General features: G+C 59.1%; 15 protein-coding genes and 1 pseudogene. 10 read left to right on the top strand and 6 right to left on the bottom strand.

The window, feature by feature from the left end:
• Positions 1-74: 74 nt before the first annotated feature.
• A complete protein-coding gene (locus tag ACLEXF_RS08430; RefSeq protein WP_004201621.1) occupies positions 75-770 on the bottom strand; it encodes a CidB/LrgB family autolysis modulator in 696 nt (231 codons plus the stop codon).
• Positions 760-1,164 (bottom strand): CidA/LrgA family protein, encoded by a 405-nt coding sequence (locus tag ACLEXF_RS08425; RefSeq protein WP_004201620.1) that lies wholly within the window; start codon positions 1,162-1,164, stop codon positions 760-762. The genes ACLEXF_RS08430 and ACLEXF_RS08425 overlap by 11 nt, the downstream gene beginning before the upstream one ends.
• 357 nt (positions 1,165-1,521) lie before the next feature.
• Here ACLEXF_RS08425 and dusC point away from each other — a divergent pair, with 357 nt between their 5' ends.
• From dusC to ACLEXF_RS08400, 5 genes and pseudogenes are all read left to right on the top strand, one after another.
• Entirely contained in the window at positions 1,522-2,454 is a 933-nt protein-coding gene (dusC, locus tag ACLEXF_RS08420) for a tRNA dihydrouridine(16) synthase DusC (RefSeq protein ID WP_004201619.1), read from the top strand.
• Between the two features lie 356 nt (positions 2,455-2,810).
• On the top strand, positions 2,811-4,175 hold the full coding sequence (locus ACLEXF_RS08415) for a carbohydrate porin (RefSeq protein ID WP_407259688.1): 1,365 nt from the start codon (positions 2,811-2,813) through the stop codon (positions 4,173-4,175).
• Positions 4,176-4,330: 155 nt separating this feature from the next.
• Complete coding sequence (gene bglG / locus ACLEXF_RS08410; RefSeq protein WP_048295206.1) at positions 4,331-5,164, top strand: transcriptional antiterminator BglG; 834 nt, start codon at positions 4,331-4,333, stop codon at positions 5,162-5,164.
• A 28-nt stretch (positions 5,165-5,192) separates the two neighbouring features.
• Positions 5,193-7,167 (top strand): annotated as a pseudogene (gene bglF / locus ACLEXF_RS08405) (PTS beta-glucoside transporter subunit IIABC).
• A gap of 15 nt (positions 7,168-7,182) precedes the next feature.
• Positions 7,183-8,577, top strand: a complete 1,395-nt coding sequence (locus ACLEXF_RS08400; RefSeq protein ID WP_004201610.1) for a glycoside hydrolase family 1 protein — start codon at positions 7,183-7,185, stop codon at positions 8,575-8,577.
• Positions 8,578-8,610: 33 nt separating this feature from the next.
• Here the strand turns inward: ACLEXF_RS08400 and ACLEXF_RS08395 are convergent, their stop codons facing one another.
• Positions 8,611-9,345 (bottom strand): class I SAM-dependent methyltransferase, encoded by a 735-nt coding sequence (locus ACLEXF_RS08395; protein ID WP_017899332.1) that lies wholly within the window; start codon positions 9,343-9,345, stop codon positions 8,611-8,613.
• Positions 9,346-9,473: 128 nt separating this feature from the next.
• Between ACLEXF_RS08395 and mdtQ the strand changes: the two genes are divergently transcribed.
• The gene (mdtQ, locus tag ACLEXF_RS08390; protein ID WP_023318738.1) at positions 9,474-10,913 is read left to right on the top strand and encodes a multidrug resistance outer membrane protein MdtQ; all 1,440 of its coding nucleotides are present in this window, start codon (positions 9,474-9,476) and stop codon (positions 10,911-10,913) included.
• A gap of 33 nt (positions 10,914-10,946) precedes the next feature.
• On the opposite strand, the gene ACLEXF_RS08385 is transcribed toward mdtQ, so the two are convergent.
• Entirely contained in the window at positions 10,947-11,516 is a 570-nt protein-coding gene (locus tag ACLEXF_RS08385; RefSeq protein WP_023318737.1) for a DedA family protein, read from the bottom strand.
• 153 nt (positions 11,517-11,669) lie between these two features.
• Here ACLEXF_RS08385 and ACLEXF_RS08380 point away from each other — a divergent pair, with 153 nt between their 5' ends.
• Both ACLEXF_RS08380 and pbpG read left to right on the top strand, forming a co-directional pair.
• Positions 11,670-12,257, top strand: a complete 588-nt coding sequence (locus tag ACLEXF_RS08380; protein WP_004201605.1) for a Yip1 family protein — start codon at positions 11,670-11,672, stop codon at positions 12,255-12,257.
• A 188-nt stretch (positions 12,258-12,445) separates the two neighbouring features.
• Positions 12,446-13,396 carry a D-alanyl-D-alanine endopeptidase gene (gene pbpG, locus ACLEXF_RS08375; protein WP_074194143.1) on the top strand — a complete coding sequence of 317 codons (951 nt, stop codon included), beginning with the start codon at positions 12,446-12,448 and terminating at the stop codon, positions 13,394-13,396.
• A gap of 218 nt (positions 13,397-13,614) precedes the next feature.
• On the opposite strand, the gene ACLEXF_RS08370 is transcribed toward pbpG, so the two are convergent.
• Both ACLEXF_RS08370 and dld read right to left on the bottom strand, forming a co-directional pair.
• On the bottom strand, positions 13,615-14,169 hold the full coding sequence (locus ACLEXF_RS08370; RefSeq protein ID WP_002912829.1) for a GNAT family N-acetyltransferase: 555 nt from the start codon (positions 14,167-14,169) through the stop codon (positions 13,615-13,617).
• 85 nt (positions 14,170-14,254) lie between these two features.
• Positions 14,255-16,000, bottom strand: coding sequence for a D-lactate dehydrogenase (gene dld / locus ACLEXF_RS08365; RefSeq protein WP_004201602.1), 1,746 nt, complete (start codon positions 15,998-16,000; stop codon positions 14,255-14,257).
• A 194-nt stretch (positions 16,001-16,194) separates the two neighbouring features.
• Between dld and bglX the strand changes: the two genes are divergently transcribed.
• A complete protein-coding gene (gene bglX / locus ACLEXF_RS08360) occupies positions 16,195-18,492 on the top strand; it encodes a beta-glucosidase BglX (protein ID WP_004201601.1) in 2,298 nt (765 codons plus the stop codon).
• Between the two features lie 136 nt (positions 18,493-18,628).
• Positions 18,629-19,546, top strand: coding sequence for a glycine betaine ABC transporter substrate-binding protein OsmF (osmF, locus tag ACLEXF_RS08355; RefSeq protein WP_049092377.1), 918 nt, complete (start codon positions 18,629-18,631; stop codon positions 19,544-19,546).
• Position 19,547: the final 1 nt, after the last annotated feature.

The following is a 19,547-nucleotide window of genomic DNA, read 5'->3' as shown; positions in this document are numbered from 1 at the left end:
TCAAATGTGATATACATCCCATTGCTAATGCAACTTTTCTTTGTTGCATTAAGAAATGTGACTTGAATCACAATTCATCCCACCACCGCGAGGATCAGCGGGAATAAAAATGGCGCCATCAACGAGGTGATGATCCCGCACAGCACCAGCGCCAGCGAGCTGAACGCTCCTTCCTGATAGTCCAGTTCCGCACAGCGGGCGGTACCGAGGGCGTGCGAGGCGGTGCCCATCGACAGGCCACGCGATGCTTTGGTGCGAATACGCATCAGGTTGAGCAGCGTATGGCCGAATACCGCGCCAAGGATACCGACAAAAATCACGCACACGGCGCTGATGGCCGGGATGCCGCCGATACTGCCGCTCACCGCCATCGCAATCGGCGTGGTCACCGATTTGGGCAGAACAGAGGCGGCGATTTGCGGCGTGGCGCCCATCAGCAGGGCCACGGTGGTGCCGGTGATCATCGCCACACAGCTGCCGATAAAGCAGATGGTGATGATCGATTTCCAGCGCGCGCGGATCTGGTGCAGCTGTTCATATAGCGGGAAGGCCAGCGCGACCACCGCCGGCTGCAGCAGATCGTTCAGGATCTTGCTGCCGGCAAAATAACGTTCATAGGAGATCCCGGTCAGCAGCAGAAAGGGAATAATCACCACCATCGCCACCAGCAGCGGGTTGAGCAGCGGGAATTTGAAGCGGGCCGCCAGTTTGCGGGCGAGGAAAAAGACGATCAGGGTAAGCGGTAGCGACCACCAGATTTCATGCATCATTTTTCTTTTCCTTTTGCCCAATCACTTTACGTTCGCCATGCACCAGATGGGAACTCCAGCTCACCACCACAAACACCACCAGCGTGCTGATGGCGCAGGAGATAACGACAGGCCCAAGCTGGGCGCGTAGCAGATCCCAGTACTGCATCACGCCGACGCCGATCGGCACGAACAGGAGCGCCATATAGCGGATCAGGATATTGCAGCCGGGGTTGACCCACTGCGGCGGCATGATTTGCAGCGCCAGCAGCACGAAGAGGATCAGCATGCCGATGATGCTGCCGGGGATGGTGATGGGCAGCAGCCCGGCGATAAATATTCCGGCGTACAAGCAGGCGTAAATCAGGACGAAAGCCCGCAGGTACTGCCAGATAATAGTCAGCGATTTACTCATGGTAATAACCCTTGATGAAGTGCATTCATCATACAATTAATCCCTAAAATGTGCTACCGATCACATCATGAATTCTATGCATAGCGCTGATAGCTTACGGGAACCATCGTCTCGCCCGTCAGAGTCCGAAGCCTTGCGGCTTAGACGGTTTCTCTCCCCACGCTACCTTGCTGGACGAGGCGCGGCAAATAAAGGTAAATGAGACGCCACAGGCCCCTGTAAAGCATAGAGATTATCTCGCCGTTTTGCCGCCTCGGGCGTCCGGGGACCGGAGTGCGCCGGGTCGGACGCATTGAGCGCTTTCAACCAACGCCCGGAGGCGCTACCATAGCGCCTCTTTTTTTTCCGGGTAACGATATGCGTGTACTACTGGCGCCGATGGAAGGCGTGCTCGATTCGCTGGTGCGCGAGCTGCTGACCGAGGTTAACGATTACGATCTGTGCATCACCGAATTTCTGCGCGTGGTGGACCAACTGCTGCCGGTCAAATCGTTCTACAGGCTGTGCCCGGAACTGCATCATCAAAGCCGTACCCCGTCCGGTACCCGCGTGCGCGTCCAGCTGCTGGGACAATATCCCGAGTGGCTGGCGGAAAACGCCGCCCGCGCGGTGGCGCTGGGTTCGTGGGGCGTTGATTTAAACTGCGGCTGTCCGTCGAAGCTGGTGAACGGCAGCGGCGGTGGGGCGACGCTACTGAAAGATCCAGAGCTGATCTATCGCGGCGCCAAAGCCATGCGCGAAGCGGTCCCTGCGGATTTACCGGTGACCGTCAAGGTGCGTCTCGGCTGGGATAGCGGCGAAAGGCGCTTTGAAATCGCCGACGCGGTGCAGCAGGCAGGGGCCAGCGAGCTGGTGGTCCATGGCCGCACCAAAGAAGATGGCTACAAAGCAGAGCGCATCAACTGGCAGGCCATCGGCGAGATCCGCCAGCGTCTGACTATTCCGGTGGTCGCCAACGGCGAGATCTGGGACTGGCAAAGCGCGCAGGACTGTATGGCCGTCACCGGCTGCGATTCGGTGATGATTGGCCGCGGGGCGCTCAACGTGCCGAACCTCAGCCGGGTGATCAAATACAACGAACCGCGCATGCCGTGGCCGCAGGTGGTTCAGCTGTTGCAAAAATATACCCGTCTGGAAAAGCAGGGCGATACCGGCCTGTATCATGTGGCGAGAATTAAGCAGTGGCTGGGCTATTTACGCAAGGAATATACCGAGGCGCTGACGCTGTTTAATGAAATTCGCGCCCTGCAAACCTCTGCTGAAATAGCGGCGGCGATCGCCCGCTATTAAGCGCCATATTGTTATTCGCTTCACATATTATTACTTGCATGCCTATTGATGATAGGCATGTGTTGAATAAAGTGATAATGTGCCGTCAATCAATTCAGGATTGCTACTGAACACAGGCAAAACCTAAGCACTTTCGTCATTCGTGGCGCAAAGTGCTTAGGTTTTTTTTTGGTAAAAATTCAGGGTGGATAAAATGATGATGTAAAACAATGAGATGTGAATAACGATTTCTCTGGCATTGTCGCGGTTTTATTACCGACGGACGCTTTTTGCCATTCATTTTTAAAAAAAGAAAACGGGTAAATAAATAGCCTGGGGATCCCCTTTGTTTTTATTCAGTCACGGTGGATATCACAATGCATAACAAAAAAATAAATCAGCTTTTGATCGGCGCTATGCTGGCGGCCATGGCGCCTGCCGTGAGCGCCGCGGACATCCCGGCGTGGAACGGCAGCGCGCTGGGGTTTGAAGCCGGGCAGCAAGGGCTGCTGGGCGATATGCTAGGCATTCGTCCGATCCTTGAAGAAAACGGCTTTCATTATAATCTCGGCTATCTTAACGAGATGGCCTACAACGCCGGCGGCGGCTATAACCATGATAAACATCTGGCCTATATTGACCAGGTGTCATTGACCTTTACCCAGGATCTGGAGCGCTGGACCGGCATACCGGACGCGCGGCTTGAGGGTAATATCGTCAACCGCAACCATGATGATAACCTCACCACAAAACGGCTGCAGGATCCGCGGGTCAGCTTCAACGATCTGTCGCAGGAGAGCTGGGGCGGCGGGTCGATCACCCGTCTCGGCTGGCTGACCTTTGCCCGCAGCTTTGACGACCGCCGCCTGACCTGGCGCATCGGCATGATGAACAAGGTGCAAACCTTCGACCAGATCATTCCCTGCGATTTTCAGCTGCTGACCCAGTGCGGTGGGAAATCGGCCAACTCGCTGACGTGGAATAACTGGAACATTCACACCTGGGGCACCACCCTGGAGTACAAGCTGACGCCGACAGTCACCCTGAAAGGCGGGGTGATGGAGCAAAACCCGCAGGCTACCGCGCGCAGCCACGCGTGGAGCTGGTCGACGAAGGACAGCAAAGGCATCTTACTGCCGATGGAGATCGAAACCCGTCCGCTGATTAATGGCCTGCCGGGAGCCTATAACCTCGGTGTGGTCTGGACTAACGCGCCGCAGAGCGACCTCTACAGCGGTAAATCCGGCGGCGCCGGGGCGACCGATCCGCAAGGTTACGCCGAGCACGACAGCACCTGGTTTATGTACGCCGGCCTGAACCAGCAGATCACCCGCCACGCCGACGACCCGCTGCGGGGAATGAGCGTCTCACTGAGCGGCAGCCTCAGCGACCAGCGCAGCAACTATATCCACTCCGCCGTCGCCGCCTCAATGCGCTACCGCGGTCTGTTTGACGCCCGCCCGGAGGACTGGATTGGCTTCGGCCTGACGTGGATCGACATGAGCAGCCACTACGCACGTAATCAGCGCTATATGAACCAGCTCAGCGGCGCCACCGACTATAACGATCCGGCCTGGCAGCCGGTGGCCGGTCATTCGCTGAACGGTGAGCTCTATTATCGCTTCCGCCCGGTCTCCTGGCTGGAGCTGCAGCCGGGCCTGCAGTACTGGCACCGTCCGGGCGGCGTCGCGCAGACCCAGGACGCGTGGGTAGTGGAGTGGAAAACCGTCGTGACCTTCTGATAGTCGCGATCTTAATCACGTTTTTTCACTTGTCAGGTTGAGCGCGCAGCAGAAGTTGTTACAGTGCGGGTGTTGGATTGCAACTGCTGCGGCAGGCAAAACCTGATCACTTGGCGTTTCGTCGGGGGTCAGGTTTTTTTGTTTCTGGGGTCTATATGCAAATCGCCAAAGTACTCAATAACAATGTGGTGGTGGTTCTCGACGAGCACCGGCGCGAACAGGTGGTGATGGGGCGAGGGCTGGCCTTTCAGAAACGCCCGGGCGACGTGCTGGACGACAGTAAAATTGAAAAAGTTTTCGCCTTACAAAGCGATGAGCTGGTCGGCCGCTTAGGCGAGCTGCTCAGTCAAATACCGTTAGAAGTGATGACTACCTGCGATCGCATTATCGACCTGGCACGCGGGCGGTTGGGCAAGTTACAGGAAAGTTTGTACATCACGTTAACGGATCACTGCCACTTTGCTATCGAGCGGCAGAAAAAGGGCATCGCGCTGCGTAACGTGCTGCTGTGGGAGATCAAGCGGCTCTATCCGAAGGAGTTCGCGCTGGGCCAGGAGGCAAGGGCCATCATTGCCAAAAGGCTAGGCGTGGCGCTGGCGGAGGATGAAGCCGGATTTATCGCCCTGCATCTGGTGACGGCGCAGCTCAACAGCGAAATGCCGGAGGTCATGCACGTGACCCGGGTGATGCAGGAGATCCTGCAGCTGGTGAAGTATCAGCTGCAGCTGAACTACGACGAGGAGTCGCTGAGCTATCAGCGTTTCGTCACCCACCTGAAGTTTTTCGCTCAGCGGATGCTGACCCGCACGGTGGTGGAAGATGACGACGTCTCGCTGCACAGCGCGGTGAAAGACAACTACGCCAAAGCGTGGAAGTGTGCGGAAACGGTGGCGACGCATCTGCAAAAGCAGTATCAGCGGGCGCTGACCACCGAAGAAATTATGTTTCTTGCCATTCATATTGAACGGGTAAGAAAAGAGGGACGCTAAGTCTCCCGACAAACTGGATTGTTACTGCATGATGCAGGCAAAACCTGAGCGCGACGCCTACCGGCGTGGTTCTCGGGTTTTTTTTATTTTTACTACTCAGTCGCCGGTTGTCTGCGGGCAGCGGCAGTAAGGAAAAGAGCATGGAATATAAAGCACTCGCGCAGGATATTCTCAACCGCGTCGGCGGCAAAGAGAACATTGTGAGTCTGGTTCACTGTGCGACACGTCTGCGTTTTAAACTGAAAGATAACGGCAAAGCCGATGCCGAAGGGCTGAAGGCGAATCCGGGCGTCATTATGGTGGTGGAGAGCGGCGGCCAGTTTCAGGTGGTGATTGGCAACCACGTCCACGACGTCTGGCAGGCGGTGCGCCAGGAGGCGGGGTTAAGCGATGACAGCGAACCGGTTGCCGAGGAAAAAGCGGCCAAAGGATCGGTGTTAAGCCAGCTTATCGACATCATCTCCGGCATTTTTACACCGTTTATCGGCGTGATGGCGGCAACCGGTCTGCTGAAAGGCCTGCTGGCGCTGGCGGTGACCTGCGGCTGGCTTACGCCGGAGCAGGGGACTTATAAAATCTGGTTTGCTGCCAGCGACGCGCTGTTCTTTTTCTTCCCGATGTTTCTTGGCTATACCGCCGGGAAGAAGTTTGGCGGCAACCCGTTTATCTCGATGGTGATTGGCGGGGCGTTAACCCACCCGCTGATGATTCAGGCCTTTGAGGCCAGCCAGGCGCCGGGCGCGGCGGTGGAGCACTTTCTCGGCATTCCGGTGACCTTTATCAACTACAGCTCGTCAGTGATCCCGATTATTCTCGCCTCATGGGTCTCCTGCTGGCTGGAGCGCAAGAGCAACGCGCTGTTGCCGTCATCGATGAAAAACTTCTTCAGCCCGGCCATCTGCCTGGCGGTGGTGGTCCCGCTCACCTTCCTGGTGATTGGCCCGGTCGCCACCTGGCTGAGCCATCTGCTGGCCAACGGCTACCAGTTCATTTATGCGTTTGCGCCATGGCTGGCGGGCGCGGTACTGGGCGCCATGTGGCAGGTGTGCGTTATTTTCGGCCTGCACTGGGGGCTGGTGCCATTGATGATCAATAACATGACGGTGCTTGGTCACGACTCCATGCTGCCTATTATCCTCCCGGCGGTGATTGCCCAGGTGGGCGCCGTGCTCGGTATTTTCCTCGCCACCCGCGATGCGCGCCAGCGGGTGCTGGCCGGTTCCGCCTTCTCCGCCGGGCTGTTCGGCATCACCGAGCCGGCTATCTATGGCCTGACTCTGCCGCTGCGCCGTCCGTTTATCTTCGGCTGTGTCGCCGGGGCGATTGGCGGGGCGATCACTGCCTTTAGCAACAGTTATGCCTACTCGTTTGGCCTGCCAAACATCTTTTTCCCGGCGCAAATGATCCCGCCCGGCGGGATTGACGCCAGCGTCTGGGGCGGGCTTATCGGCACCGGCGTGGCTTTCGTGCTCGCCTGCGTGCTGACCTTCTTCGCCGGCCTGCCGCGCGCCAGCGCCGCGCCGGGCGCCGTGGCGGTAGCGCCGGTCTCGGCAAATGACATCCTTGCGCCGATGAGCGGCAGCGTCATCGCCCTCGATCAGGTGCCGGACAGCACCTTCGCCAGCGGCCTGCTGGGGAGAGGAGTCGCCATTATCCCGGCTGTGGGCAAAGTCATTGCCCCATTCCCGGGCGAAGTGGCTTCCCTGTTTCAGACTAAACACGCCATCGGCCTGCAGAGCGACAGCGGCATCGAGCTGCTGATCCACGTTGGCATCGACACGGTCAAACTCGACGGCGTGCCGTTTACCGCGCATGTGAAAGAGGGCGACAGGGTACAGGCCGGCGATCTGCTGATTGAGTTCGATCGTCAGGCGATTCTGGACGCCGGTTACGACCTGGCGACCCCGATTATTATCAGCAACAGCGATGACTATCGTGAGATCGACACGGTGGCGCCCAGCGCCGTCGAAGCCGGTCAGCCGTTGTTGTCAGTCAGCCATTAATCACAGGAGAGAGAGATGAAAACATTCCCGACAGATTTTTTATGGGGCGGCGCGACCGCGGCGAATCAGGTGGAAGGGGCGTACCTGGAAGATGGCAAAGGGTTATCCACCTCCGATGTGCAGCCGCACGGCGTCTTCGGCGAAGTGGTCGAGCGCGTACCCGGCGACAGCGGCATAAAGGATGTGGCGATCGATTTTTACCATCGCTACCCGGAAGATATCGCCCTGTTCGCTGAGATGGGCTTTAACTGCCTGCGGGTCTCCATCGCCTGGACGCGCATCTACCCCAACGGCGACGACGCCGAGCCGAACGAAGCCGGACTCGCCTTCTACGACAAATTGTTCGACGAGATGGCGAAGCACAACATCACTCCGCTGGTGACGCTGTCGCATTATGAAATGCCATGGGCGCTGGTGAAAAATTACGGCGGCTGGGGCAGCCGGCAGGTGATTGGCTTCTTTGAGCGCTACGCCCGGACGGTGTTCAGCCGTTATAAAAACAAAGTCAAACTGTGGCTGACCTTTAACGAAATTAATATGTCGCTGCATGCCCCGATGACCGGCGTCGGCTTGCCGGCCGGCAGCAGTAAAGGCGAGGTGTATCAGGCCATTCATCACCAGCTGGTGGCCAGCGCTCTGGCGGTCAAAGCCTGTCATGAGCTGGTGCCCGAGGGCAAAATCGGCAATATGCTGCTCGGCGGGCTGATGTATCCCCTGAGCTGCAAACCGGAAGATGTGTTTGCGACGCTGCAGGAGAACCGCAGCTGGCAGTTCTTCGGCGACGTGCAGGCGCGCGGGGCGTACCCGGGCTATATGCAGCGCTTTTTCCGCGACAACGGCATCACGCTCGACATCACCGAGGCCGATCGCGAAACGCTGAAAACCACCGTCGATTTTATCTCCTTCAGCTACTACATGACCGGGTGCGTCACCGCCGATGAGGCGCTGAACCAGCAGGCGCGCGGCAATATTCTCAGCATGGTGCCGAACCCGCACCTGGCGAGCTCGGAGTGGGGCTGGCAGATAGACCCCCTCGGCCTGCGTACGCTGCTGAACGTGCTGTGGGATCGCTATCAGAAGCCGCTGTTTATCGTGGAAAACGGTCTGGGCGCCAAAGATAAGGTGGAAGCCGACGGCAGCATTAATGATGACTACCGCATCAGCTACCTGAACGACCACCTGGTGCAGGCGCGGGAAGCCATTGACGATGGCGTTGAGCTGATGGGCTTTACCAGCTGGGGGCCGATTGACCTGGTGAGCGCCTCGAAGGCGGAGCTGTCGAAGCGCTACGGCTTTATCTATGTTGACCGCCATGATGACGGCACCGGCACCCTGGCACGCAGTAAGAAGAAGAGCTTTGACTGGTATAAAGAGGTGATTGCCAGCCGCGGCGCCAGCCTGAAAGCGTAATGCTTCCCCGCCCGGCCATCGCCGGGCGAGGGATCAGCCCGGTTTACGCGCGCGCAGTAAAAAGATCATCGGACGCTCTTTCTCTTCATCCAGGGCGGGCTGTTGAGCAATCTGTTCGGCGCTCGGACCCCATTCATCCAGCTGCTCCAGCACAAAACCAGCGGCGATAAGCGCGTTTACCCAGCTTGAGAGTTTGCGGTGCTGTTTAATGACGCCCTCGGCAAACCAGTTGCTTACGCGCTCGCCCTCCTGCTGATAGTGGCTGACCGGCCAGCTTTTTTGCCCCTGCTCATTTACCTGCCATCCCTGCTGCAGCGGCGCGGTATAGATGGGATGTTCCGCGGAAAAGACCAGGATGCCGCCAGGGACCAGCGCCTGCTGCAGGACGGTGAAGAGCGGGGCGATGTCTGGTAAGTAATGGAGCGCCAGTGAGCTGTAGACCAGATCGCAGCTGTTGGCGGGCAACGTCAGGGTTTGCAGATCGGCGCAGCGGTAGTCAATCTCATCCCCGCGGGTCATCTCTCGCGCCTGCGCCAGCATACGTCGGGAGATATCAAAACCAATTATCTGGCTGGCTCCCTGCTGCTGCGCCCAGCGGCAAAACCAGCCGTAGCCACAACCGAGATCCACCACCCGCAAACCGGTTACTGGCGGCAGCATTGCCTGCAGCGATGGCCACTCTGGTGCACCCTCCAGTCCCTTCACCGAGCGATCGAGGGTCGCATAGCCGGCAAAGAACTGCGGGTCGTCATAAATATTCTGACTCATATTCATCCCTTGAATTGATAAGGTTGTTTATTTTTAGCTAACTAATAATTTGGTCACACGCTTTACTAAACGCGTTTAATTCAATTAATTTATGATAACCAACCTGATTACGTTATCTGACCTGTTAAATGAAATTGATATTAAAAAATAGCGTGCTGGCGGCGTTGCCCCTGGCCATCGCGCTGGCTGGCTGCGCGCCTTCTCATGAGGTCGCTAATCCGCCGCAGCAGCAAATTCCGGCTTCCCACGTTTCCATGGATCTTCCCGCCGCCGTCAAAAATGGCTGGCCACACACCGACTGGTGGAAAGACTACCACGATGCCCAACTGGATAATCTGATTCAGCGCGCACTCGCCAACGCGCCGGACATGCAGATTGCCGAACAGCGCATCAGGCTTGCTGAAGCGCAGGCGCGAATGTCGCAGGCGAATCTTGGCCCGGAGATGGATTTCTCCGCCGATATCGAACGGCAGAAAATGTCCGCTGAAGGCCTGATGGGGCCGTTCGCCACCGATACCGACGGCAATACCGGCCCGTGGTACACCAATGGCACCTTCGGCCTGACTGCCGGCTGGGATCTCGATCTGTGGGGCAAAAACCGCGCGCTGGTGAAAGCGCGCATCGGCGAGCTGAAAGCCCAGGTGGCCGAGCAGGCACAGACCCGCGAGCTGCTCTCCGGCAGCGTGGCGCGCCTGTACTGGCAGTGGCAGACGGAAGCGGCGATCAAAGCGGTGCTGCAGCAGGTGAAAAACGAGCAAAATAATATCGTGACGGTCGACAAGGCCCTGTATCAGCGCGGGATCACCAACTCCGCCGAAGGGGCGGAGAACGATATTAACGTCAGCAAAACCGACCAGCAGCTGGCGGACGTGGCGGGCACGATGAAAGAGATTGAAGCGCGGCTGATGGCCCTGACCAACAGCCAGAGCCAGTCGCTGAACCTCAAACCCGCCAGCCTGCCGACGGTCAGCGCGCAGCTGCCGGATACCCTCGGCTATGAGCTGCTGGCGCGCCGCCCGGATCTGCAGGTCGCTCACTGGTATATCGAGGCGTCGCTGAGCGAAGTGGACGCGGCGAAGGCGGCGTTTTATCCGGACATCAACCTGATGGCGTTCCTGCAGCAGGATGCCCTGCACTTAAGCGATCTTTTCCGCCATTCGGCGCAGCAGATGGGCGTCACCGCCGGACTGACGCTGCCGATCTTCGACAGCGGTCGTCTCAATGCTAATCTGGATATCGCCAGCGCGCAGAACAGCCTGTCCATCGCCCAATACAACAAAGCGGTGGTGGACGCCGTCAACCAGGTGGCGAAAACCGCCAGCCAGGTCGAGACGCTGATGGCCAAAAGCCAACAGCAGCAGCAGGTTGAAAAAGACGCCCAGCGGGTGGTGGATCTGGCGCAGGCCCGAATGGCGGCGGGGATCCTGCCCGGCTCCAGGGTGAGCCTGGCGAAACTCCCGGCGCTGCAGGAGCGTATCACCGCCTTGCGCCTGCACGGCCAGTGGATTGACGCCAGCATTCAGCTGACCTCGGCCCTTGGCGGCGGCTACCATCAGACGGTGAAGTAACCGCCAACCACGGTGCGCCCGCGGGCGCGCCGCTCAGTCTTTCTTCTTACTCTCGCGCCGCCTGAGCCACCAGTGGGCGGCCACGACCACCAGCACCGCGAGGATCAGCCAGATCCAATGCTTCAGATGGGCGTCCAGATGGTGCAGCCACGGGCCGACCACCTCGCCGCCAAGATAGCCTATGGTGGTAAACAGCAGGGCCCACACCAGCGCTCCGACAATATTCAGCGGCAGGAAAATGCGCGGCGGCAGGCGGCTGGCGCCGATCAGCAGGGGGCCGATCACCCGGAAGCCGTACATAAAGCGGGTGCCGATGACAAACAGCCACGGCCGGTGCTGGATCATGCGCTGCGCTTTCCGGATCCGCGCTTTCTGGCTGGCGAAACGGCGCAGAATGCGCCCGCCGAAGCGGCGACCAAGCAGATAGAGCAGCTGATCGCCAATCATCCCGCCGAGGGCGACGGCGATCACCACCAGGGGAAACTTCAGTAGCCCCTGATGCGCTGCGACGCCGCCCAGCAGGGTAATGGTCTCACCTTCCGCCATGCTGCCGACGATCAGCGCCGCGTAGCCATACTGGGAAATCAGGTGATTGATATCCATAAACAGCTTTTCTCCTTACCTCTTCACCTCTTAATCATACACCCTGCTGACCAAAACGCGGCGAGGCAGATTTTTTGCGCTGTACACAAAATAATCTACAGGGTGAATTATACTTGGATCAGTGCAGTACGAAGCCGTGACAAGGGGGACGCTATGAACCATGTCTGGGGGCTCTTCGCTCATCCCAACCGGGAGATGAGCGTGATTAAGAGCGAGAATGAAACCATTTCTCATCACTATACGCACCATGTGCTGCTGATGGCGGCGGTTCCGGTGGTTTGCGCCTTTATCGGCACCACGCAGTTGGGCTGGAACTTCGGCGACGGCACTATTATTAAACTGTCGATGTTGACCGGGCTGGCGCTGGCGGTGCTGTTTTATGCCGTGATGCTCGCCGGGGTGGCGATCATGGGGCGGGTCATCTGGTGGATGGCCAGGCAGTATCCACAGCAGCCTTCCCTGAAACGCTGCATGGTATTTGCCGGCTATGTGGCCACACCGCTGTTCCTGAGCGGGATTGTGGCGCTCTATCCGCTGGTCTGGCTATGCGCGCTGATCGGTACCATTGCCCTGTTCTATACTGGCTATCTGCTCTATCTCGGGATCCCGACCTTCCTGAGCATTAACCGGGAAGAGGGGCTCAGTTTCGCCAGCTCAACCCTGGCCATCGGGGTGCTGGTGCTTGAAGTCCTGCTGGCGATCACCGTGGTGCTGTGGGGGTATGGCTACCGACTCTTCTGATCGGACGTAACGGGTCAATATGCATTGCCGGCAAATATGTATTTTATGTCGGCAATGCAGCATTTCTTCACGATTCTTATTAGGCACAGGGCCTTACAGCGCGGTATGATGGCATTTGCCAGCGAAGTTGCCCACTTAACCTCGCGGCGTACGTTGCATAACGTGCAAAAATACTTTTCAGAATGCCCATGATGCCGAAATTTCGAGTCTCTTTGCTCAGCCTGACCTTGCTGCTGGCTGTGCCTTTTGCGCCCCAGGCGTTAGCAAAAACCCCGATGGCGGTGACCGCCTCGCAGCCGGACATCGCTTCCGGCAGCGCCATGATCGTCGATCTGGCCACCAAAAAAATCATCTACGCCAGCCAGCCGGATCTGGTGCGCCCGATGGCGTCGATCACCAAGGTGATGACCGCCATGGTGGTGCTCGATGCCCATCTGCCGCTGGATGAGATGCTGACGGTGGATATCAGCCATACCCCGGAAATGAAGGGGATTTACTCGCGCGTGCGTCTCAACAGCCAAATCAGCCGCCGCGATATGCTGCTGCTGGCGCTGATGTCTTCCGAGAACCGTGCGGCCGCCAGCCTGGCGCATCACTATCCGGGCGGCTACGACGCCTTTATTCGCGCGATGAACGCCAAAGCGCAGGCGCTGGGGATGACCCATACCCGCTACGTGGAGCCCACCGGACTGTCAGTGCATAACGTCTCCACCGCCCGCGATCTGACCAAACTGCTGATCGCCAGCGAGCAGTACCCGCTGATCGGCCAGCTGAGCACCACCAAAGAAGAGACCGCCACCTTTGCCCATCCGGCCTACAGCCTGCCGTTCCGCAACACTAACCATCTGGTGTATCGCGACAACTGGAACATCCAGCTGACCAAAACCGGCTTCACCAACGCCGCCGGCCACTGCCTGATTATGCGCACGGTGATCAACCAACGCCCGGTGGCGCTGGTGGTGATGGATGCCTTCGGCAAATATACCCACTTTGCCGACGCCAGCCGTTTGCGCACGTGGATCGAGACGGGGAAGGTGATGCCGGTGCCGGCTTCGGCGCTGAGCTATAAGAAGCAGCGCGAAGCGCAGATGGCGGAGGCGATGCTGAAAGGCGGCGCCCAGACCGCGCAGAACGATTAACCTGCACATCCCCCGGATGACGGCGCATTGCGCCTTATCCGGGCTACGTGATTTGGCGCCGGGTTCGCCCCCTTCGTAGGCCCGGCAAGCGCAGCGCCGCCGGGCAATCAGGCCGAGTGGCGGATGGCGGCTGACGCCTTAGCCGGCCTGGGGAACCGCGCTGAACGGTAGCCCGGCTGAGGCGTTTACGCCGCGAGCCGGGGATTTGACGCCGAATATTACTCCGGGAGCGTCCAGTCGCCGTCACCCAGCGCGCGCTGCATAATCAACGTATCCCGCCAGTCGCCCATCTTATAGCCGACGCTGCGCAGCTGACCCGCCACGGTAAAACCGAACTTTTTATGGATCGCCAGCGAGCCGGCATTGTTATGGCCATCGCCGATGATCGCCAGCATCTGCCGCCACGGGCCTTTCTCGCATTCGGCGATCAGCCGCGACAGCAGCGCGCTGCCGATGCCGCGCCCGCCCATTCCGGATTCCACGTAGATCGATTCCTCGAGGGTATAGCGATAGGCCGGGCGCGGGCGATAGAAAGTGGCGTAGCAGTAGCCGACGATAGCCCCGCGCCACAGCGCGACCAGCCAGGGCAGCCCGTTATCGCGCACGGTCTGGATCCGTTTACGCATTTCGTCAACGGTGGGGGGGATCTCTTCGAAGGAGGCGCGGCCATTAAGCACGTGCCAGACATACAGCGCGGCGATGGCGTGCGCATCGTCGGGCAGCGCTTCACGAATTTCTAAATCACTGTCGAGTAACGGGGCCTCTGCGGGCATGGCGGCGCTCCTGAATCTGCCGGAGAGACATTCTCCGGCGTGCAGCGTAATACAGAAGCGCCAGGCTGAATAGTCCTGCCGCCGATTATTGCGGATCCGCCGGGGAGACCGGCGCCGGGGCCGCTTCACCCCAATATTTCTGCTTACTGGTTTTACCAATCCCCGGGTTCATGCTGTTGGTCGGATCGTTCTGGCGATAGAACTGCTGCAGGCTCTCCGGCGCTTCATACAGATGACCCACGTTATGCTCCGCCGGGTACTGGGCGCCGCGCGCTTTCAGCAACTCCAGCATCTGCTCCTTCAGCGCATGGGCATCGACCCCTTTCTTGACGATGTAATCCTGATGGAACACATGACACATAAAGTGGCCATAGTAGAGCTTGTGCACCAGCTGGCTGTCGATCTCCGGCGGCAGATGTTCGAACCACTCGGTATCGTTGCGGCGCAGGGCGATATCCAGCGCCAGAATATCTTCGACTTCGTCGGCATGCACCGCCTGATAGCGGATCGCCGCGCCGGCGGCGGCAAAGCGGTGGAGGAATGCCTTGCTGCCTTCTTCTGGCGTACAGGCGAAGAAATCTCCCTCGGCCTGCTGGAAGTATTCCGTCAGCCAGCGCTGTGCTTCTTCGATGCCGTCGCCGGCCATCTTCAGCAGCAGATGGTGTTCATATTTGTCGCGCCAGGTTTTCATCCGCTCCGGTAAATGCGCCGGGAAGACGTGGCCGAGCTTCTGCATAAAGCGGTCGGTAAAGTGCGGTTTAAACAGCGACACTTTCTCCAGCATCGCGTCGGTGCGCCCCTTCATGGTGAAGAAGAACGGCATTTTGTCGGTGCCGAGCTTGTCGATCATCAGGAAGGTGTCTTTGCCATACTTCTCGGCGATATCGTAAATATCGCGGTGCATATATTCCCCGGCCACCGGCAGATGCTGGAACTCGGCGAGGATATGGCGGCGGATCTCGGTCAATACCTGCGGCTGGTTGGTGCCAATGTAAAACACCTGCTGGCGCTTTTCCGCCGGGAAGGTATCGAGACGCACGGCGAAAACCGCCAGCTTGCCGGCGCAGCCGGAGGATTCGAACAGGCGGTCCGGGTCGGCGTTGTAGCGCGCCGGGGTGTCGGCATCGACATCGCGCACGCGGGTAACATAATCGTGATCGTGGGCGTGGCGGCCATCGTGCAGCACATCGCTATCGCTGATCCGCTCGTCGTCGAGTCGGCTGAGGATCTGCTCCGGCGTACTGCCGAGATCGATGCCCAGATGGTTGACCAGCTTCAGCTTGCCGTCGGCGTCAATCTGTGCGAACAGCGACATCTCGGTGTAGGCCGGCCCGCGCTGCACCAGGGAACCGCCGGAGTTGTTGCAGATCCCGCCGATCACCGACGCGCCGATGCACGATGAGCCGATCACTGAGTGCGGCTCGCGCCCCAGCGGTTTCAGCGCTTTTTCCAGTGAGTAGAGCGTGGTGCCGGGCCAGGCCAGCACCTGCTCGCCTTTGTCCAGCAGATGCAGTTTATCCAGGCGCAGGGTGCTGATAATCACGATCTCGCGATCGTAATCATTGCCGTTGGGGGTGGAGCCTTCGGTCAGGCCGGTGTTGGCCGCCTGCATCAGAATGATTTTATCGGCGTCGACGCAGGCGTTGAGCACGCGCCAGAGTTCCAAAAGGGTGCCGGGAAAGACAACCGCCAGCGCCTCGCCCTGACCGGAGCGGAAGCCTTTGCGGTAGCGCTGGGTTTTTGCCGGGTCGGTCAGCAGATGCGAAGGGCCAACCAGGCGCGCGAGGTCAGCCAGAAACGTTTTATTGGTGTTAGTGGGTGCAGATGACATGTTCCACTCCTTGTGGTGGTGCGCGAAATATCGAGGATAAGCATAGCGCTTTGTATGACAATTTGATGCATGAATGTTTCGCAAAAATCAGAGAAGAACCTTAGCATTCTGCGGGCGCGTTGTTTATATATATGGCAAACTGCGGTTTTTATTATGTTTTACCGAGTCCCCGTCTGAGAAAAAGCGAGATAACAATGAAATGGCTCTGCACTGTAGGCGTCGCCGTGAGTCTGGCGCTGCAACCCGCGCTGGCGGATGAACTGTTTGGTAACCACCCCCTGACCCCGCAGGCGCGGGATGCTTTTGTCACCGACCTGCTGAAAAAAATGACCGTAGACGAGAAAATCGGCCAGCTGCGTCTGATAAGCGTCGGCCCGGATAACCCCAAAGAGGCGATCCGTGAAATGATCAAAAACGGTCAGGTGGGGGCGATTTTTAACACCGTCACCCGGCCGGATATCCGCGTGATGCAGGATCAGGTGATGCAGCTCAGCCGCCTGAAGATCCCGCTGTTCTTTGCCTACGATGTGCTGCACGGCCAGCGCACCGTCTTCCCGATAAGCCTCGGCCTGGCCTCGTCGTTTAACCTCGACGCGGTGAAGACCGTGGGCCGGGTGTCAGCTTATGAAGCCGCCGATGACGGGCTGAACATGACCTGGGCGCCGATGGTCGACGTCTCCCGCGACCCGCGCTGGGGACGCGCTTCCGAAGGGTTCGGGGAAGACACCTATCTGACCACGATGATGGGCCAGGCGATGGTGGAGTCGATGCAGGGCAAGAGCCCGGCGGACCGCTATTCGGTGATGACCAGCGTCAAGCACTTCGCCGCCTACGGCGCGGTGGAGGGCGGGAAAGAATACAACACGGTCGACATGAGCCCGCAGCGCCTGTTCAACGACTATATGCCGCCGTATAAAGCCGGGCTGGATGCCGGCAGCGGCGCGGTGATGGTGGCTCTGAATTCGCTGAACGGCACCCCGGCGACCGCCGATTCCTGGCTGCTGAAAGATGTCCTGCGCGACCAGTGGGGCTTTAAAGGCATCACGGTCTCCGACCACGGCGCCATTAAAGAGCTGATCAAGCACGGCGTGGCCTCCGACCCGGAAGACGCGGTGCGCGTGGCGCTCAAGTCCGGCATCAACATGAGCATGAGCGACGAGTATTACAGCAAGTACCTGCCGGGGCTGGTGAAGTCCGGCAAGGTGACCATGGCCGAGCTGGATGACGCCACCCGTCACGTGCTTAACGTCAAATATGATATGGGGCTGTTCAACGATCCGTACAGCCACCTGGGGCCAAAAGATTCTGACCCGCAGGACACCAACGCAGAAAGCCGTCTGCATCGTAAAGAGGCGCGGGAAGTCGCCCGCGAGAGCCTGGTGCTGCTGAAAAACCGGCTTGATACGCTGCCGCTGAAAAAATCCGGCACTATCGCGGTGGTGGGCGCGCTGGCGGACAGCAAACGCGACATGATGGGCAGCTGGTCGGCGGCGGGCGTGGCCGACCAGTCGGTGACCGTCCTGACCGGCATCAAAGAAGCGCTGGGCGATAACGGCAAAGTGATTTACGCCAAAGGGGCGAACGTTACCGACGACAAAGGCATTGTCGATTTCCTCAACCTGTATGAGAACGCGGTGCAGGTTGACCCGCGCTCGCCGCAGGAAATGATTGACGAAGCCGTCGCGGCGGCGAAGCAATCCGACGTGGTGGTTGCCGTAGTGGGCGAGGCGCAGGGCATGGCCCATGAGGCCTCCAGCCGGACCGACATCACCCTGCCGCAGAGCCAGCGCAACCTGATTGCCGCCCTCAAGGCCACCGGCAAACCGCTGGTGCTGGTGCTGATGAACGGCCGTCCGCTGGCGCTGGTGAAAGAGGATCAGCAAGCCGATGCGCTGCTGGAGACCTGGTTTGCCGGCACCGAAGGCGGGCATGCCATCGCCGACGTGCTGTTTGGCGACTATAACCCGTCGGGCAAGCTGCCGATGTCCTTCCCGCGCTCGGTGGGGCAGATCCCAACCTACTACAGCCACCTGAATACCGGTCGTCCGTATAATCCGGAGAAGCCGAACAAGTACACCTCGCGTTACTTCGATGAAGCCAACGGCCCGCTGTACCCGTTTGGCTACGGCCTGAGCTATACCACCTTTAGCGTCTCCGATGTCACCATGTCGTCGGCCACCCTGCCGCGCGACGGCAGCGTGACCGCCAGCGTGCAGGTGACCAATACCGGCAAACGCGAAGGGGCGACGGTCATTCAGCTGTATCTGCAGGACGTCACCGCCTCCATGAGCCGGCCGGTGAAAATGCTGCGCGGCTTTAAAAAGGTCAACCTCAAGCCGGGCGAAACGCAAACCGTCAGCTTCCCGATCGACGTCGACGCGCTGAAGTTCTGGAACCAGCAGATGAAATACGTCGCTGAGCCGGGCAAATTCAATGTCTTTATCGGCGTGGACTCCGCCCGCGTGAAGCAGAGCGAGTTTGAGCTGTTGTAAGGCATAGCCCTTAAGCCCAACGTCACACTTAAAAGGCCGATTAATCGGCCTTTTCTTTTTCGTATCGCTGGCAAATGGACTACGCTTTTCTCTTAAGCTTCTGTAAGCGAAGCGCAAAAGAACTGAGGGATGCGGGATGAAGATGGCGACGAAATGGTCCGGCGCGCTGGCGCTGGCCGCCCTGATAAGTATGCCGCTGCAGGCGGCGGAGCCGGTGAAGGTCGGCTCGAAAATTGATACCGAAGGGGCGCTGCTCGGTAATATGATCCAGCAGGTGCTGGAAAGCCACGGCGTCAAAACGATTAACAAAATCCAGCTCGGCACCACGCCGGTGGTGCGCGGGGCGATTGTCGCCGGCGAGCTGGATATCTACCCGGAATATACCGGCAATGGTGCTTTTTTCTTTAAAGATGAAAACGACCCGGCATGGAAAAATGCCCAGCAGGGCTATGAGAAGGTGAAGCGCCTGGATCAGGAGAAACATCAGCTGGTATGGCTTACCCCGGCGCCGGCCAACAACACCTGGACCATCGCCGTGCGTCAGGAGCTGGCGGAGAAAAATCACCTGACTTCGCTGGCCGACCTCAGCCGCTATCTGCAGCAGGGCGGCGAATTTAAGCTGGCGGCCTCGGCGGAGTTTATTGAACGCCCGGACGCGCTGCCGGCGTTTGAAAAAGCGTATGACTTCAAACTTAACCAGAACCAGCTGCTGTCGCTGGCCGGGGGCGATACGGCGGTGACCATCAAAGCGGCGGCGCAGCAGACCTCCGGCGTCAACGCGGCGATGGCCTACGGCACCGACGGCCCGGTGGCGGCCCTGGGATTACAGACGCTGAGCGACCCGCAGGGCGTGCAGCCGATTTACGCCCCAACGCCGGTGGTGCGCGAGACGGTGCTGAAAGCCTACCCGCAGATCGCCGACTGGCTGAAGCCGGTCTTCGCCAGCCTCGATGAAAAGACCCTGCAGCAGCTGAACGCCCGCATCGCGGTGGAAGGCCAGGATGCGAAGCGCGTGGCGGCAGATTATCTGCAGCAGAAAGGCCTGCTGAAGTAAG

Origin of the sequence: Klebsiella pneumoniae complex sp. WS1778, from assembly GCF_049472055.1 — a bacterium.
Taxonomy (GTDB): domain Bacteria; phylum Pseudomonadota; class Gammaproteobacteria; order Enterobacterales; family Enterobacteriaceae; genus Klebsiella; species Klebsiella quasipneumoniae.
Note: the sequence above shows the minus strand (reverse complement) of the source record. Positions and strands in the feature narration are given on the sequence as shown.

Coding starts and splice junctions, on each gene's coding strand:
- ACLEXF_RS08415 (WP_407259688.1), top strand. CDS start 2,811: ATGCATAACAAAAAAATAAATCAGCTTTTGATCGGCGCTATGCTGGCG.
- bglG (WP_048295206.1), top strand. CDS start 4,331: ATGCAAATCGCCAAAGTACTCAATAACAATGTGGTGGTGGTTCTCGAC.
- ACLEXF_RS08430 (WP_004201621.1), bottom strand. CDS start 770: ATGATGCATGAAATCTGGTGGTCGCTACCGCTTACCCTGATCGTCTTT.
- ACLEXF_RS08395 (WP_017899332.1), bottom strand. CDS start 9,345: ATGAGTCAGAATATTTATGACGACCCGCAGTTCTTTGCCGGCTATGCG.
- pbpG (WP_074194143.1), top strand. CDS start 12,446: ATGATGCCGAAATTTCGAGTCTCTTTGCTCAGCCTGACCTTGCTGCTG.
- ACLEXF_RS08380 (WP_004201605.1), top strand. CDS start 11,670: ATGAACCATGTCTGGGGGCTCTTCGCTCATCCCAACCGGGAGATGAGC.
- ACLEXF_RS08385 (WP_023318737.1), bottom strand. CDS start 11,516: ATGGATATCAATCACCTGATTTCCCAGTATGGCTACGCGGCGCTGATC.
- bglX (WP_004201601.1), top strand. CDS start 16,195: ATGAAATGGCTCTGCACTGTAGGCGTCGCCGTGAGTCTGGCGCTGCAA.
- ACLEXF_RS08400 (WP_004201610.1), top strand. CDS start 7,183: ATGAAAACATTCCCGACAGATTTTTTATGGGGCGGCGCGACCGCGGCG.
- mdtQ (WP_023318738.1), top strand. CDS start 9,474: ATGAAATTGATATTAAAAAATAGCGTGCTGGCGGCGTTGCCCCTGGCC.
- ACLEXF_RS08370 (WP_002912829.1), bottom strand. CDS start 14,169: ATGCCCGCAGAGGCCCCGTTACTCGACAGTGATTTAGAAATTCGTGAA.
- osmF (WP_049092377.1), top strand. CDS start 18,629: ATGAAGATGGCGACGAAATGGTCCGGCGCGCTGGCGCTGGCCGCCCTG.
- dld (WP_004201602.1), bottom strand. CDS start 16,000: ATGTCATCTGCACCCACTAACACCAATAAAACGTTTCTGGCTGACCTC.
- dusC (WP_004201619.1), top strand. CDS start 1,522: ATGCGTGTACTACTGGCGCCGATGGAAGGCGTGCTCGATTCGCTGGTG.
- ACLEXF_RS08425 (WP_004201620.1), bottom strand. CDS start 1,164: ATGAGTAAATCGCTGACTATTATCTGGCAGTACCTGCGGGCTTTCGTC.